Source organism: Vasconcelosia minhoensis LEGE 07310, assembly GCF_015207255.1.
GTDB classification, from domain to species: domain Bacteria; phylum Cyanobacteriota; class Cyanobacteriia; order Phormidesmidales; family Phormidesmidaceae; genus Vasconcelosia; species Vasconcelosia minhoensis.
Genome location: NZ_JADEXG010000071.1, coordinates 12,098 through 27,475, shown reverse-complemented (window position 1 = coordinate 27,475; position 15,378 = coordinate 12,098). Strand labels below are relative to the sequence as shown.

Sequence of the window (15,378 nt, the reverse complement as noted above, 5' to 3'; positions counted from 1 at the left end):
TGAGCGCATTCAAGTGACGGGGGCACGCTGGAAGCCTGAACGGGTGCCGCAGATCCTGGCGCTTCGCTGCGCCTATCTCAATGGCGACCTGGACTCTTTTTCTCTCGTTGAAGTATGACGCGCTCCCACGATAGTATTTACAATTCTTTCATTGAGGTTAATTTCCCAACTGACGGTTCCTATATGAATTGGGCAAGTGGTTCGGGTACAAACTACCGCAGAGATTATCGCTTAATTGCGTTAGATACTGCCTCCGGTCAAATCACTCCGACACTAAGTGAGTCAGCTTCAGAACAAACGGCAAATCGCCTATCTCTGCAAGGCAGTCAACAGTACCGTTCTGGTCAGTATCACGAGGCGTTACGATCCTGGGAAACGGCTCTAGCCCTTTTTCGTGAGCTAGGCGATAACGCTGGAGTAGCCAGTACCTTAGGGAGTATTGGCAACGTTTATGTGTCACTGGGCGACTATGAAGAAGCGCTGAACTACTATAACCAGAGTCTTTCAATTATACATGAGATCGGCAATAGAGCCGCAGAAGCCACTTTGCTGTACAGCATGGGGAATGCTCATCGTGCCTTAAAACAATACGAGGATGCTATTGACTTGCATCAGCAAGCATTAGCAATAGAACGTGAAATCGGTAATCGCGCTGGAGAAAGTGATGTTCTACTTGCTTTAGGTTGGTCTTATAGCTTTCGGGCACAGTACTACTTGGCAATCAACTTTTTCTATAAAGCAATGCAAGTTGCACAGGAAATCGGTAATCCATCTAGAAAAACCAGTGCTTTATATGCTCTCGGTTGGATTCACGATGATTTAGGTCAACGGCAGAAAGCGATTGGTTACTATCAGGAAGCCTTATTCATTGCGAGAGAGAACGAAAATCAATATCAGGAAGCCTTTATTCTTAATGGACTGGCTTGGGTTCACAGCGCTCTAGGAGAGTATCACAGGTCTATTGATTTCTTCTATGAACAGCTAGCTATTTCACAGGAAATTTCAAATCGGCGACAGGAAGCTAATGCCTTGAATGGATTAGGTTTTGTGCATACTAAATTGAGTCAGTATCGGCAAGCAATTCAATTTTCTGAGCAAGCTTTATTTATTCATCGCGAAGTTAACGACTTACGCGAGGAAGCGTATGCATTAGGCGACCTGGGAAATACCTATGCCTCTTTAGGGGAATATCAAAAAGCAATTGACTATCTAATGGATTGTTTACTGATTCAAAGAAAAATCGGTAATCGTTGGGGTGAAGGAATAACTTTAAGTTCGATTGCTAAAGTTCTTAGTGCTCAAAGGCAGACTGAGCTAGCAATTGTTTTTCTCAAAGCCTCAGTTGAGGTACGAGAAGCAATCCGAAGCGATATTCGAGGGCTCAACAGCGAGCTACAGCGCTCCTTTGTCGGTACGATTGCTGATGATTACCGCCTCTTAAGCGATCTTCTTCTTGAACAGGGGCGTATCCCTGAAGCTCAGCAGGTTCTAGAACTATTAAAGATAGAAGAACTTCGTGAATTTTCCAACAACACCCGAGCTGCCTGGACCAGTGATGGCATCGCCTATACTACCCTGGAACAGCCCGTTGCGGATGTTCACGGTGACCTGATTGCCTTTGGTCAGACCCTTTACGAATGTGAGCAGACCAATTGCGACCAGCTCAATGGCTTACTCGAACAGCACGAACAGCTCACTGCCCAATATGACCAGCAGGTCACCGCCTTTCAATCCACCGTGCGCGACAATCGCTACGACGATTCCCTCTTCCAAAACCCCGACAACCTCAGCGGCGATGCTCAAAAGCTGCTCGAAGCTAATCCTGACTCAGTGCTGATCTATCCCTTTGTCACCGATGACAAACTCTGGCTGCTCTACGCCACCGTAGGCAGCGTTGGCAGCATTGAGATCGAGGTCTCTCAGGGTGACCTTTCCAAAACGGTTCAGCGTTTTGGTGAACTGCTACAGTCAGGCGATCATCTGGCAGAGCTTCAGGCCACTAGCCAGCAGCTCCATCAGTGGCTGATCGAGCCCTTAGAAGGTGCTCTACAGCAGAACGGTGTCGATCACCTGATCTTTGTCAATGACCGGGTGACCCGCTACATTCCAATGGCGGCTCTGTTTGATGGCCAGAGCTACCTGATTGAGCGCTACACCGTGTCTACGGTACTCTCCCCAGCGCTGACGGATACCACCGAAAGCTTGGAAACCGCTGATACTGCAAACGTGCTCGGGCTGGGGCTGACCCAGGCGGTGACTGGCTTCGACCCACTGCCAGCGGTAGAACAAGAACTCGATTCCATCGTCCGTAGCGGCGGCGCAGATACAACGGGGGTTTATCCCGGTCAGGTCTACCTGAATGAGGCATTCACCCTCGACCAGTTTAAGAGCAGCGTTGCGGACTACCGGGTGCTGCATGTCGCCACCCATGCGGCCTTTGTGCCCGGTCAGCCAGAGGCGTCTTACATTGTGCTGGGAAACGGCGATCGCATGCAGATTACCGACATCGAAACCATGGAGCGGCGGCTCCGTAACCTGCATCTGGTCGTGCTATCGGCCTGTCAGACGGCCCTTGGCGGCGAAGGCGGTGACGGCACAGAAATTGCTGGAATCAGCGCCTACTTTCTCGAAGCCGGTCGGGCCGAAACCGTAATTGCTTCCCTCTGGTCCGTTAGCGATGACAGTACCAGCCTGCTGATGCAGCGCTTTTACGAGCTGCTCGCCTCCGGTGAGCTGACCAAAGCCGAAGCCCTACGTCAGGCGCAGCTTAGCCTACTCTATGACCAGGATACTGAAGCTCGCCTGACCGCCGCTCGCAATGCTTCTCTCACCGTGCAGACCTTAGATGGACAGCCGCGCTCCGAGGCTACCGACCTGGCGCATCCCTACCACTGGGCACCGTTTATTCTGATTGGCAATGGGCTGTAGGGTTGGGATGGGTGGCGCGACCCCGCGCCGGGTTGAAAACCCAGCGCTGATGGAGGGAAGTCCGCTGAAGGGACTGGGGCTGGCTGAACGGTTCACAGTCGCTGCGTTGGCTTTAACCCCTTTAGTGGGTTTGCACTGGTTAGCCCCGTCATTTTAATGCGGGGCGGTGTTGGGCAGGGTTGCAGCAGGGTTGCAGCAGGGTTGCAGCAGGGTTGCTCAGCCCTAGCGCATCCCTACCACTGGGCACCGTTTATTCTGATTGGTAATGGGCTGTAGGGTTGGGATGGGTGGCGCGACCCCGCGCCGGGTTGAAAACCCAGCGCTGATGGAGGGAAGTCCGCTGAAGGGACTGGGAGTGGCTGGACGGTTCGCAGCCGCTGCGTTGGCTTTAACCCCTTTAGTGGGTTTGCACTGGTTAGCCCCGTCATTTTAATGCGGGGCGGTGTTGGGCAGGGTTGCAGCAGGGTTGCTCAGAAATATTGCGATATGCTGTACACCGTGCCGGGATGGGTGGCGCGCCCCCGCGCCGGGTTGAAAACCCAGCGCTAATTGAGAGCAAGTCCGCTGAAGGGACTGGAGAATGGATGGCTCATCCCTCATCAGAAATGGGGCCTCCTCTTTTCAACCCCTTTAGCGGGTTTGAACCGGTTAGCCCCGTCATTTTAATGCGGGGCGGGGTTGAGCCATCTCCCAAATATTTGATGACTCTTACTGTCTGGGAAATAATTTAGACCATCCACTAATATGGGCATACTGTATGATGTCGCCTGCTCTCATATTCAATCCAAAGCTCCTCAGGTTTCACCGTGTCATTTTGGCAACTTTACTATCACCTCGTATGGGCAACCAAGAAACGTGACGCTTTAATCACAAAGGCTCATGAAGAGCGCTTGTATCAATATCTCCGTAGCAAAGCTAGTAAACTGGAATGTATCACCTACGCAATTGGCGGTACAGAGGACCATATTCATCTAATTCTTTCAATTCCGCCAAAGCTCTCAATTTCCCAGGTGGTCAGGCAGCTCAAGGGTAGTAGCTCTCATGAACTAAACCAAAATATATCTTCTTCAGAGAACAGATTTGGATGGCAAACTGAATATGGCGCTTTCTCGCTGGGAAAAAAGCAGCTTCATAGAGCCGTCGAATATGTTGAGCGGCAGAAAGAGCATCATGCGGCTGGTTCTGTTATCAGCGTTTTGGAGCAAACAAATGCTGAACCCAGCGCCGGGATGTGTGGCGCGACCCCGCGCCGGGTTGAAAACCCAGCGCTAATTGAGAGCTAACTCGTCGAGCCAGCTGGTCAGCTCATCCAGGCTGCTCAACGTCGGTAGACGGTCAGTCAACTGCTCATTTGGGCTTCCGTCAGCCCTCTGATTCTAGTTTCGACTGAGGGCGACGGCGTCCCGACTATCCGGGTCAACAGCCGCAGCATCAGACTGAGCTTGCCTTCCCGGCGGCCCTGCTCGAGCCCCTGCTCAATGCCTTGCTCCCGGCCCTGCTCAATGCCCCTTTCCATCCAGCTGGTTACAATTTCCATCACCCGCTCCTGTGCTGAGGGTTCAATTTGACCTACTTCTAGGGTAAACGCTGTCTCCTCCTCTGGCGTCAGTTTCAGATAAGTATCAACGAACCCAGAAATCAGCTGCATCCGAGCTGGGTCTAGCCTTAGCGTTACCAGCAGGCGCAGGCACTCTGCCTTGACTCGGGGACGCTCTGCCGGGGCAATCTGCATCTTGGCCATCAGGGCAGTGGCGATCGGGTTGGGCTGGCTGAGAAAGTCGCGCCAGTGCAGCTGGTTGAGCTGAATCACCCGATAGCTGAAGCTGAGGACGGCGAAGTCTGGGAACGCAACTGTGAACTCGCTAGGGGCGGGTACTCTAGGCTGGTCGTAGGAAAAGACGACAATGGGATAGACGGGATAGTCGTACTTTTCGTAGAGCCAGGCGAAGTAGCGAAACATCCGCTTGCCGAACTCAGCCTGGGCGGTCGCCTGATTTTCGACATGTATCAGAAAGAAGGAGGGCTGCCCTTGAAACTGTACCTGAGCCAGCAGGTCGGTTTCGTAGCGATCGCCCACCGTAACGTCGGTAAAGACTTCTTTGTCCAGAAAGGTAATCGACGTGGGCTCCAGGTAGGGCAGCATTTCTGGCAGAAACAGGGCCAGAAACTCGACGAAGAAGGTCGTGAGCAGCTCTTTGAATAAGCGATCGTGGTCGATATTTGTCATTAGGCGGGATGCGCAGGGCCTGACTCTAGTTGAATGCGGGGCAGCGATTTCAAAGTAGGTCCTTTCGCTTTTGCAGAACCAGAGCCGCAGCCAGATAAACCAGCATATGCACAGCCAAAATGCCCCAGTTATGCCCCAGATTGGCCCAGGTTGCATCGTAAGTTGAAACCGCCTCAAAAATTGGCTCAATCGGGTCTTGTCCAGGGATTTCAATTGCCTCAGTCGCCATATCGTTGACCTGAATCAAAGTACCGTAGGCCCCGACTGACCAGCGGCTGATCATCAACCAGGAGAGCTTCTGAGCGATCCCCTCCAGGTCAAACAGCACGCCCGAAAAGATAATCTGCGGGATCATAATCAGCGGCAGCAGATTATTCGCCGCATTTTCACTTTTTACAAAGGCTGAAATCGCCAGACTCAGACAGATGCTGGCTAAAATTGTGAGGAAATTGGTAATCGCTACCCCAACCGACCAGGGCAGCAGACTGGACTCAGGAGACTGAAAGCCAATCCAGATCGCTACCGTCATCAGCAGCGTCTGAAGCAAGGCTATTGCCATCCAAATCAGCAGCTTAGAGCCCAAGTAGGAAAACAATCCCAGGTTAATCAAGCGTTCCCGCGTGTAGATTGCAGATTCTTTCACAATTTCTCGCACGGCACTGGAGAGGCCAATCCAGATCGCAATACTGCTGAAGACAAACGCCAGCCGCAGGGCTAGAGAAGCCTGGTCCGGCTCGGGCGGGTCGAGCTGGGCCAGCGGCTCTTCATTCCACAGGATTAGCGCAGTAAACGCGATCGCGATCGGCCCAGAGATCAGCGTCAAAATTTGGCTGAGCCGATCGCGCAGAATCAGCTGACCATAGCGCTGGCTCAGCAGCCAGAGCTGCTTCAGCGGAGAAATGCCGGTGTAGACCGCCTCCTTAGCTTTTTTAGACCGCTCCGGCTTCCCTGCACTCAGGGAAGCGCCCACATAGCGCCCGTAGTTAGGCGAATTCCGATAATGCTGGCTCCAACCCTGGACAATCGTCCGAGTTTCTTCGCTAGTCGAACCCTGGTCGAGCTTAATGTAAATATCGGAAAAGTACTTGAGGTCAACCTCAGGCATCCGGAAAAACGATAGCGCCTCCAGCGGCGGCCCAAAGTAGCAGAGATGTCCGCCCCGGCCCAGAAAGACAATGCGATCGCATACCTCGATATTGGCCGTAGCATGGGTGACCAGCACCACCGTCCGGCCCTGGTCGGCCAGCTCTCGCAGCAGCCGCATCATCTCCTTGTCCAAACCCGGGTCGAGGCCAGAAGTCGGCTCGTCCAGAAAAAACAGCTTGGGATCGGCCAGCAGCTCTACCCCAATGCTGACCCGCTTCCGCTGGCCACCGCTGAGATTGCGGACAAAGGTATGCCGCACGTGGGGCAGCTTAATCTGATCTAGGGTCCTATTGACCACCTGTTCAACATCGGCATCGGGCGGCAGCCGCAGCTTGCAGGCATAGGTCAACACCTCTTCGACCGTCAAATTGCGATGCACAATATCGTCCTGGGGCACATAGCCAATCTGCGAACGATAGACGCCCCAGTTCTGTCGTAAATTCTCTCCGTTGAGAAAAACAACCCCAGATGTCGTCGGCTCGATCCCCACCAGCGACTTCATCAGGGTGGACTTGCCCGCGCCGCTGCCCCCCACCAGAGCCACCAGCTGCCCCGGCTCGATGACCAGAGAAATATCGTTGAGAATCGTAAACTCATTGCCCTGTTTGTTCTGAACCTTGCGTAATAGGCTATGGGCATCCAGGCGAATCTGACTGCCCGTATCCTCTAAAACTAACATTCTGGGGTCATACACCAGGGCAAAAGGGCCAATGCGGATGGTGTCGCCCGGATTAAGGTTTGTTCGTTTTTCAATCCGATTGCCGTTTACAAACGTACCGTTAGCGCTGCTGTCCTGCAGCACATGCCCCCCGGCTCCATCCGGGTACAAAAACGCATGCAGCCGCGATACGGTGGGCGCATCAAGTTCCATGGCGGCATAGCGATCGCGGCTGGGGGCTCGACCAATCTCCACCGGCCATTCCTGAAGATTCTCTAAACTCAGGCGTCGCCGACTGGGCTGAGCCACCGATCCCGATGGGCGGCCCGATGTGAAGCTAGGGCAACTGCGATAATTGACTAAAATTCGCGACTCAGGAGCCAGACCGATCTCTAACTGAGCGCCATCTTGCAGCAGATACCCTTCGACGACCGTAACCCGGGTCTGATTGACGAAAATTCCGTTACGGCTTGGGGTGTGACCGTCTCCGTCAAAAATCCGATAGTTAGACCCTTCGCGCTTCAGCACAGCCTGTCGCCGGGACATCACCGTCCATTCAGGGTGGGTCACCTCTAAATCGGCCCAGGCCGGATCTCGCCCCAGCTGGTGCAGGTCTTTGCTCAGTTCAAACCGCAGGGTCTGACCGCGGCTGCTGAGTTCCAGCACTGGGTTAGAGGCAATAGAAGTCGCTTGCTGAAAACTGTCTGCCATATTTTGACCCGTTATGCTTGGGGTGAAGACAGATGAGGAAAACGCAATCATACCGTTGGCGAGACTGATAGGCAAGCCTTTCAGCTTACAAAAATATAAACTACCGGCCCGGAAATGTTCGCTTGAATAAGTTGAGCTGGATGAGAACTATTTACGGACATAGCCGCAAGTTCCAGCGTTTACAAAAAGTTTAAAAATTGAACGCGGTTATAGCAGTTATAGTGAGCATTAGCAATTAGATGAGCTATGGAAACAACCCTTCTAGGCAATCGCTATCAGGTACTTGAAACCTTGAGCGATGGTGGCTTTGGCGAAACTTTTTTAGTCGAAGATACGCATATGCCGGCTCGACCCCGTCGAGTCCTGAAACGACTTAAGCCCGTTACCGATAATCCTCAGGCCTATGAAATCGTACAGGAGCGATTTCAGCGTGAAGCCGTCATTCTGGAAAAGGTAGGTCGCACCCATGCTCAGATCCCAGAACTCTTTGCCCATTTTGCCGAGGATGGCAATTTTTATCTGGTTCAGGAATGGGTAGAAGGACAGACGCTCACAGAAATTGTGGACGCCTATGGGCCGCTCAGTAAAAGTCGGGTCAGGAAGATTTTAGCCGACCTTCTGCCGGTGCTCGAATCTATCCACAGTGAAGGCATTATTCATCGAGATATTAAACCTGACAACATTCTAATCCGAAAAAGCGATGGTAAGCCTTGCCTGATTGACTTTGGAGCAGTCAAGGAGATTTTTGCCCTAGAGCTGGATTCCCGAGGCAATACAACCCGGTCAATTACGATTGGCACTCCCGGCTATATGCCCTCAGAGCAGGCCGCAGGTCGCCCCGTTTTCTCCAGCGACCTCTACAGTCTGGCGCTCACGATGGTCTATTTGCTGACGGGTAAATGGCCCCAGGAGTTAGTCAACCAGCGGGATGGAGCGGTGCAGTGGCGACCCCAGGCTCCCAGCGTTGGTCCAGAGTTTGCCAATGTTTTAGATAAAGCATTGGAGTTTCACCCCCGCGATCGCTATTCTACCGCTCAAGACATGCTGCAGGCGTTGCAGTCTTTGCAGGAAAGCGCGGTTCCGCCTACCGAAGTCTTCACCGGGCCGCCCCCTTCAACGCCACAATCATCTACGCCGCCGGTGCCACCCCCGGCCCCGCCTGCTCAGAACATTTCATCGCAGTCATCTTCACCGCCGCCTACTCAGATGGATACCGGAACTCCGCTTCCACCGGTACCGCCTGCTGCACCGGCTTATCCGTCATCTACCAGAGCGCCTAGCGCGGCTAATTCCAGCTCGTTTCCGGCCAGGGGCCTGGTGCCCGTTGGCATTGCCCTGCTGCTTGCCATAGTCGGCACTTGGGGGTTTGCACGGACTTGCCCAGCCGGAGAGTCCAAAGCCTTCGGCGTTCTCTGCCAGGCGAATGGTGACTCAGCTGAGTCAGAGGATGAAGCGGGCACAGCACAAAATCTCTCTAATCGGCAGGATCTCTATACCTGGGAACCGGCGCGCTTTACCTGGGGGCAGCAAACGCTTTTCCCTGGTGATAGCGATGTGCGGCTTAAGCAAGGCATGGAGGCTTTTGAAGCGGGTAACCTGCAAGCCGCTGTCGAAAGCTTTGAGAGCGCTGTGTCAGGAGATCGTAATAATCCAGAAGCACTGATCTTTTATAACAATGCGCTAGCGCAGCAAAAGGGGGATCCCCTAACGCTGGCCGTCGTGGTCCCGGCTGAGGGCGAGGCAAATTCAGCTGAGGAGATGCTGCGGGGTGTGGCCCAGGCCCAAAACGAATTTAACGAGGGTGGCGGGCTCGACGGTCGGTTTTTGGAGATTGTGATTGCCAATGACGGTAACGATCCTGACACTGCGGCTCAGGTTGCTGAAGAAATTGTCCAGGATGACTCCGTGCTGGGCGTCATCGGCCATCTCTCTAGCAGTGTCAGTAAGGCCGGTCTGGCCGTCTACGAAGCGGCAAGGCTGCCGATGATTGCTCCCACCAGCACGAGTACCGAGTTAGAGGGTGAGGTTTTCTTTAGAACCGTTCCTTCGGATGCGGCGGCGGCGGCGGAGCTAGCCCAGTATGCCAGCGAGCAGATGGGAGTTTCTAAAGCCGTCATTTTCTACAACCCCGAGAGTAGTTTCAGCGTCAGCTTGCAGTCAGCTTTTGTAAGCCGCTTTGAAGAGCTGGGGGGCGAATCTATCCTTAAGGATATGACCCAGAGATTAAATCCTGGCGCAGAGGCGAATATGGCTGCTCTACAGGACCAGGCTGATGCGATGTTACTTTTCCCGAATTCCAACTATAGAAATGTTGCGGTTGATCTCGCTAAGGCCAACTCAAATCTTCCCCCAGATATGCAATTAGAGCTGCTGGGTGGAGACTCGTTGTACAGTATCGAAACGTTAACCGCTGGCGGAGAAGCGGTTGAAGGGCTCATTTTAGCCATCTCCTGGTTTGCCGATGCCCCACAGTTCCAAGCCTTTAGCCAAGCGAGTGAGCGCTGGTGGGGCGGGCAGGTGAGCTGGCGCACAGCCATGAGCTATGATGCCACGCAAGCCTTTATACAGGCATTTACGGAAGATGCCACTCCAGCTTCTGTCCTGGAAAACCTGGGTCAAGTAGAGCTTTCCGCAGATGAAACATCTGGTCAGGCATTTAGCTTCACGCCAGAGGGCGAACGGCAAAGCGAGCCGGTCTTAGTGCGGGTGACTAGGGGGTCAAGGTCGGGGGACAGAGCGGTTGGCTACGAGCTGGTATCCGAGTAACGTACATTCGGGAAACCGCTAGGGGCATTGTTTATCAGGTTGAACGATGCCATGACAGGGTCTAGCCAAGCTCAATTTTCAGTTGTTTACGGTTTATTGATCACCTAAATCTGGAAAAAAGATGAAAAGAAATAATCAATTTTGTCGCTTAGCAGCTCTGGGTACCGCTATTACCCTAGGCATCGCGATCGCGCCCCGCATTCAGCAAGCGGTTGCTCAAGCGCCTGAAGTCCAAGCGCCTGAAGCCCAAGCGCCTGAAGCCCAGGAGCAAGAAGAAAGGCTAGATAGAAATGTGGCCCCCGCTAAAGCCGACGGTGTCGCAGAGTCACAGCCGCTAGATGATATTTTGCTGGCTCAGCAGCTGATTGACTACGGTCAGCAAAATCAGGATGCAATGGCTTTAGTTACAGCTGCCCGAATCCTATTAGATAATCCGGCTCAGGCGGGTGAGTTTGAAAGTATTGAAGCAGCAGACGCGCCCGAAGCCATCGAAGATAAAGCAGAAAGCAGTTCTCCCGTGCTTGATCCCGAGACGGTTTTAGCGTTAGCCAGAGAAATCGCTGGAGATGACGCTGACTTGCTGAGCCTGATTGAAATGGAGCAAGGCCGAGTTGGGAACAGCGGCGGAACCCGGGGCCGAGTGGGCGGGCCAACCTACCATGAAGACCGAGTGCTCGCCTACAGCCGCGATTCCTACCGGCTGACGTTTAGAAGCAATAGCGCTGCTCGCATTGGCGTCAGCGGGGATGGGGATACGGACTTAGACTGCTATCTCTACGATGAGAATGGCTCGCTGATTCTCTATGATGAGGGCTATAGTGATGAATGCAGACTAAGCTGGACGCCTAGATGGACGGGGAATTATCGGCTTGAGATTAGAAATTTAGGAGGCGTCTATAACAACTATGTGCTGCTGACAAACTAAGGGGTAAGGTTACTCATGAGGAAGCTAATAGACGCCTAGCCTATCGGAAGAACCTCACTCCACAACAGCGGCAGGTTTATATCAAAAAACAGCAAGCTGCTGAGGTTTGGCATGATGAGGCTGTAAGCTCTTTAGTGATGGGTTTCAGTGCAGCTCAATGGATTGGATTATGAATCCTGACTGCCACCTCTAAGAGGATAGCTATGATAGAGTCTACAAGGTTGCTAAGCTCAATCTACAATTCTAGCCTAAGTCTAAAGGGGGTTTACTTGCTAAATACAGCCTTAACCGAATAGCGCCTACGAGTTCTGAAGCTAGTTGATGTGTAAAGCTTTAAATATGGCTTTGTGCAGCAATATATTAATATTCTTTATTCCTTGGAGTAGCTATATAGTTTGCTCGATTTTTCATATGAGCCTTTAAGCAATCAAGGCGAAGTGTAAATCTCAATTGTTTAGTTATGATATGTTGACACTTCAAATTTCTCAGCGACCCAGATTTTTCAAAATTTTTTAGCTCACCACGAAGAACAAACCTTTATTAAATCTTAACCAAACTAACTAAATACTTCTTGATTTGTCTGTAAAAACTTTACTACCATTCTAATGAACTTCGGATGGCAACTGGACCTATGTTGAGAGTATATCTGAAAAAGAAGCTAGTCAGCGCACCTCTTCTTTTTTTTACTGTAGTAGCAGCTTCGTTCCTACCATTTATTGCAGTTATTAATGAGTCTAAAGCAACAGGAGAAATTCAAGCAGCCGATGAAGTGCAGCTGAATGAATCAAGACGATTTGCTTTAGTTGTAGGCATCGATGACTATCCCGGAAGCCCTTTGAGTTTGCCTGTTCGAGATGCTGAGCTGATCAAGCGGAGGTTAGAGTCGGCTGGTTTTGAAGTGACTTTGGTGACCAATCCGACATTGGGAAGTTTTATAGAAGCCAGAGATTCGTTCGTTAGAAAAATAAATAGCAGTGGTGACAACGTAACAGCTTTGTTTTTCTTTGCTGGACATGCCGTTCAGTTTGATGGACACAATTACCTCATTCCGGCCGAATCTGGACTTCTTCCTTCTCCGGGACAAGTCTCTGAGGCTCCAAGTGAAGCGGCCTTTATCGATCGGGCAATGGATGCTCAGCTAAGTATTTTGAACTATTTAAGTGAGTCTAAAGCTTCACAGATTATTTTCGTTCTTGATGCCTGTAGAACTAATCCATTCAACCCGGAACATAGAGCTGGCATCAACATAGAAGGCTTAGCAAGGATGAATGCCAGACCTGGAGGGGCCGATACCTTTATCTTATTTGCTGCTTCACCGGGGCAAGTCGCCTTTGATGGAGGCTCTAATGCGTCTAATAGCCCGTTTTCTCAAGCCTTTGCACAGGCAATCTCTCAACCTGGCTCTTCATTAGCAGCTGTCTACCGTTACGTGAACGAACAAGTGAGGGAAACCACGAATGACCAACAGCGGCCTTATCAAGAAGGCATATTATTCAACTTTATGTTCCTTGAGCCTTTAGTTGCTCCAATGATAGCTTCTGCGCAAACACAATTACTTGAAACAGGGATTGAGCGGCGTCAATATGATATCATCAGGGATGGCTATGAATTGCTCAGGCAGACCTTAGTTGAACAGTCAATTGAAGATATTGAAGCAGCTGCAGAGGATGGAGATGCAGAAGCCCAGTACTTACTTGCGATAGCACATCATCAGGGAGAGGAAGTCGATGCTGACCCAGAACGTACAGCTTATTGGTTAAGGCGGGCAGCAACTCGCGGTTTTAGTCGTGCTCAATTTGCTTATGGACAGCGACTTTACTGGGGATGGGGAGGTTCGGAGCCCAATAAGATAGAGGGGTTTGACTGGTGGTTGGTAGCTGCTGAGCATGGTAATGCATCCGCTATGCTGGAAATTGGCGATACATATCTTTATGGAAGAGAAGGAGTCCCAGAACAAGACTTCGATCAGGCTGAAAGCTATTTCAATCAGGCGTTATCGTTAGGGGCTTTAGAGGCCGAAACAGCTTTAGGAAATCTCTACACACAGAAGGCAATAGAGGCCAAAAAAGCAGGTGATTCTGAAGCATTTGAACAAGCCAGCGAGAAAAGGCTAGCTTACTTTCAGAGTGCAGCTCAAAAAGGTTCTTCTGTTGCCATGTATCGGCTGGCTACAATGTATCGCTACGGCGATTATGTCGAAGGCGATCTGGAAAAGGCGATTGAATGGTTCACAAAATCTACAACGGCTGGCAACAGCGATGCTGCATTTGATCTTGCACGGCTTTATGCGGATGAGAGTGAAACAGGACTAGGTGAAGTAGATTATGAGGAAGCTGCTAAATATTATCGAATTTCTATAGACCTAGGCTCTGAAACAGCTGGGGTAGAATTAGCAGATTTGATCAAAGCTGGTAAAATTGAGGTCAATCCCCAAGTGGTTCAAGAAGCGATTCAACTATACGAGCAAGCCGTTGACAATGGCTTTTTGAAGGCAGCGGTTCGACTCTCAGATCTTTATCTTAAAGGAGAATTACTAGAGAAAGACTTAGACCAAGCCGAGCAGTATGCGCTAAAGGCTCTTGAGCTTGAAAAAATAATAGAGCCTGATAGCGAAGATGCCTGGCCTATGTACATTCAGATTGCATATTCAAACTTGCTGAGACTTTATAAAGAGGAAGGACTGGAGCCATCTAATCCTCAACTAGTTCCATTTCTTGAGGAGCGAGTTGGACCTCTTGATGGAGGGATGAAGCGCTTCACAGTTCCAATAACATGCGGAACGATAGTTACTCCTTTTCAGGTATACTTGTGGGATTGGGAGTTGGATGAGCCTCCCACGACGGAGCAATTTGCTTGGGTTGAGCAAGCAAGAGGTTGCGAAGTTGCCAATGATGTTGTTGAAGCTTTTGAGAAGCTATATACTATTGCTCGCGAAAATGATGTTTCTTTCCAAGAACTAGCTGCTTATGCACTTAGTAATGCAAATAACAATGAATAGAGAACAACACTAGAAGAGCTGAACAGGTAATAGTGCGTTGTAGTGATCAAAGAAGCTTCACAACAGCCCAATATGGTTGCGAAGGTTCTTCAAAAAAACAAAATTGCTTCTGACAAGCTGCGAAATTTGCGGCTGCAAGAGGCTTTGTTGCGTGGATCGAGCAAGCGACAGGGGTTTCCTAACTTGGTCGTTGATTTCGGTAGTCGATGTCGAGCAGGCTTTTGGCTATGCCCTATCGGTACAGCAAACGCCGCCGAGGCCTAAAGCGTCGCCGCAGGCGGCTGCTAGGGTCGATGAGCTCAGCCGAGTCGATGACTACCTGAGACATCTGCGGGTGACGCGGCCAGCCCTACCGGCAGCAGTGCGCTACATGGTCGGCAATGGCTACTATAGCAAGGTCAAGTGGGTTGATGGAGTGATTGAGTTAGGGCTAGAAGTGATTGGCAAACTGCGCTGTAATGCTAATCTACTCTATTTCTACAGCGGCCCTCAGAAGCCTCGCAGTCGCCGCCGCATCTATGATGACAAGGTCAACTTCAACTTCAACGACCTCTCTCGCTGGAGCACCCTCGGTGATGTTGAACCGGGCATCAGTCTCTACAGTGCTGTGGTTTGGTCAGTCAACTTGAAGCGCCCTATCCGGGTCGTCTACCTGCTCAATCACACTCATCCTCAGTGCCAGTATCGAGCCCTTTTATTCTCAAGTGACCCGTTCCTTGAGCCGCTCAAACTCTACCAAGCTTATCGAGCTAGCTTCCAGATTGAGTTCATCTTTAGAGATGCAAAACAGTTCACGGGCCTGGCCGACGCTCAGACCCGCAGCGCCCAAAAGCTCGACTTTCACTTCAATGCTTCGCTGACGGCCTTGAACCTGGCCAAGTGGGATGACTATAAGCACCATCATGACGACTCGCTTTTTGTCTTTTCTATGGCCTCTTACAGACGTCGCAAACTCAATCAGCATATGCTTGAGCGCTTTATTGTCAACTTAGATTGAGACCCGACTTTGATTGAATCTC

General features: G+C 51.2%; 8 protein-coding genes. 6 read left to right on the top strand and 2 right to left on the bottom strand.

The window, feature by feature from the left end:
• Positions 1 to 114: 114 nt before the first annotated feature.
• Together IQ241_RS21765 and tnpA are read left to right on the top strand one after the other, a co-directional pair.
• Positions 115 to 2,928, top strand: a complete 2,814-nt coding sequence (locus IQ241_RS21765) for a CHAT domain-containing protein (protein ID WP_322743742.1) — start codon at positions 115 to 117, stop codon at positions 2,926 to 2,928.
• Positions 2,929 to 3,734: 806 nt separating this feature from the next.
• Positions 3,735 to 4,211: an IS200/IS605 family transposase gene (tnpA, locus tag IQ241_RS21760; protein WP_322743741.1), complete on the top strand. Its 477-nt coding sequence runs from the start codon at positions 3,735 to 3,737 to the stop codon at positions 4,209 to 4,211.
• 56 nt (positions 4,212 to 4,267) lie between these two features.
• On the opposite strand, the gene IQ241_RS21755 is transcribed toward tnpA, so the two are convergent.
• Positions 4,268 to 5,155, bottom strand: a complete 888-nt coding sequence (locus IQ241_RS21755; protein WP_228021957.1) for a DUF4351 domain-containing protein — start codon at positions 5,153 to 5,155, stop codon at positions 4,268 to 4,270.
• A gap of 49 nt (positions 5,156 to 5,204) precedes the next feature.
• Entirely contained in the window at positions 5,205 to 7,670 is a 2,466-nt protein-coding gene (locus tag IQ241_RS21750; RefSeq protein ID WP_193911293.1) for an ATP-binding cassette domain-containing protein, read from the bottom strand.
• A 246-nt stretch (positions 7,671 to 7,916) separates the two neighbouring features.
• Here IQ241_RS21750 and IQ241_RS21745 point away from each other — a divergent pair, with 246 nt between their 5' ends.
• From IQ241_RS21745 to IQ241_RS21730, 4 genes are all read left to right on the top strand, one after another.
• Positions 7,917 to 10,436 carry a bifunctional serine/threonine-protein kinase/ABC transporter substrate-binding protein gene (locus IQ241_RS21745; RefSeq protein ID WP_193911291.1) on the top strand — a complete coding sequence of 840 codons (2,520 nt, stop codon included), beginning with the start codon at positions 7,917 to 7,919 and terminating at the stop codon, positions 10,434 to 10,436.
• A gap of 121 nt (positions 10,437 to 10,557) precedes the next feature.
• Positions 10,558 to 11,361, top strand: coding sequence for a hypothetical protein (locus tag IQ241_RS21740; protein ID WP_193911289.1), 804 nt, complete (start codon positions 10,558 to 10,560; stop codon positions 11,359 to 11,361).
• 616 nt (positions 11,362 to 11,977) lie between these two features.
• The gene (locus tag IQ241_RS21735; protein ID WP_193911287.1) at positions 11,978 to 14,359 is read left to right on the top strand and encodes a DUF2610 domain-containing protein; all 2,382 of its coding nucleotides are present in this window, start codon (positions 11,978 to 11,980) and stop codon (positions 14,357 to 14,359) included.
• Between the two features lie 151 nt (positions 14,360 to 14,510).
• Positions 14,511 to 15,356 (top strand): transposase, encoded by an 846-nt coding sequence (locus tag IQ241_RS21730; protein ID WP_193911285.1) that lies wholly within the window; start codon positions 14,511 to 14,513, stop codon positions 15,354 to 15,356.
• The last annotated feature ends 22 nt before the right edge of the window (positions 15,357 to 15,378 follow it).

Excerpts from the sequence above, each read along its gene's own strand:
- IQ241_RS21765 (WP_322743742.1), top strand. The coding sequence starts at position 115 with ATGACGCGCTCCCACGATAGTATTTACAATTCTTTCATTGAGGTTAAT.
- IQ241_RS21755 (WP_228021957.1), bottom strand. The coding sequence starts at position 5,155 with ATGACAAATATCGACCACGATCGCTTATTCAAAGAGCTGCTCACGACC.
- IQ241_RS21750 (WP_193911293.1), bottom strand. The coding sequence starts at position 7,670 with ATGGCAGACAGTTTTCAGCAAGCGACTTCTATTGCCTCTAACCCAGTG.
- IQ241_RS21745 (WP_193911291.1), top strand. The coding sequence starts at position 7,917 with ATGGAAACAACCCTTCTAGGCAATCGCTATCAGGTACTTGAAACCTTG.
- IQ241_RS21740 (WP_193911289.1), top strand. The coding sequence starts at position 10,558 with ATGAAAAGAAATAATCAATTTTGTCGCTTAGCAGCTCTGGGTACCGCT.
- IQ241_RS21735 (WP_193911287.1), top strand. The coding sequence starts at position 11,978 with ATGGCAACTGGACCTATGTTGAGAGTATATCTGAAAAAGAAGCTAGTC.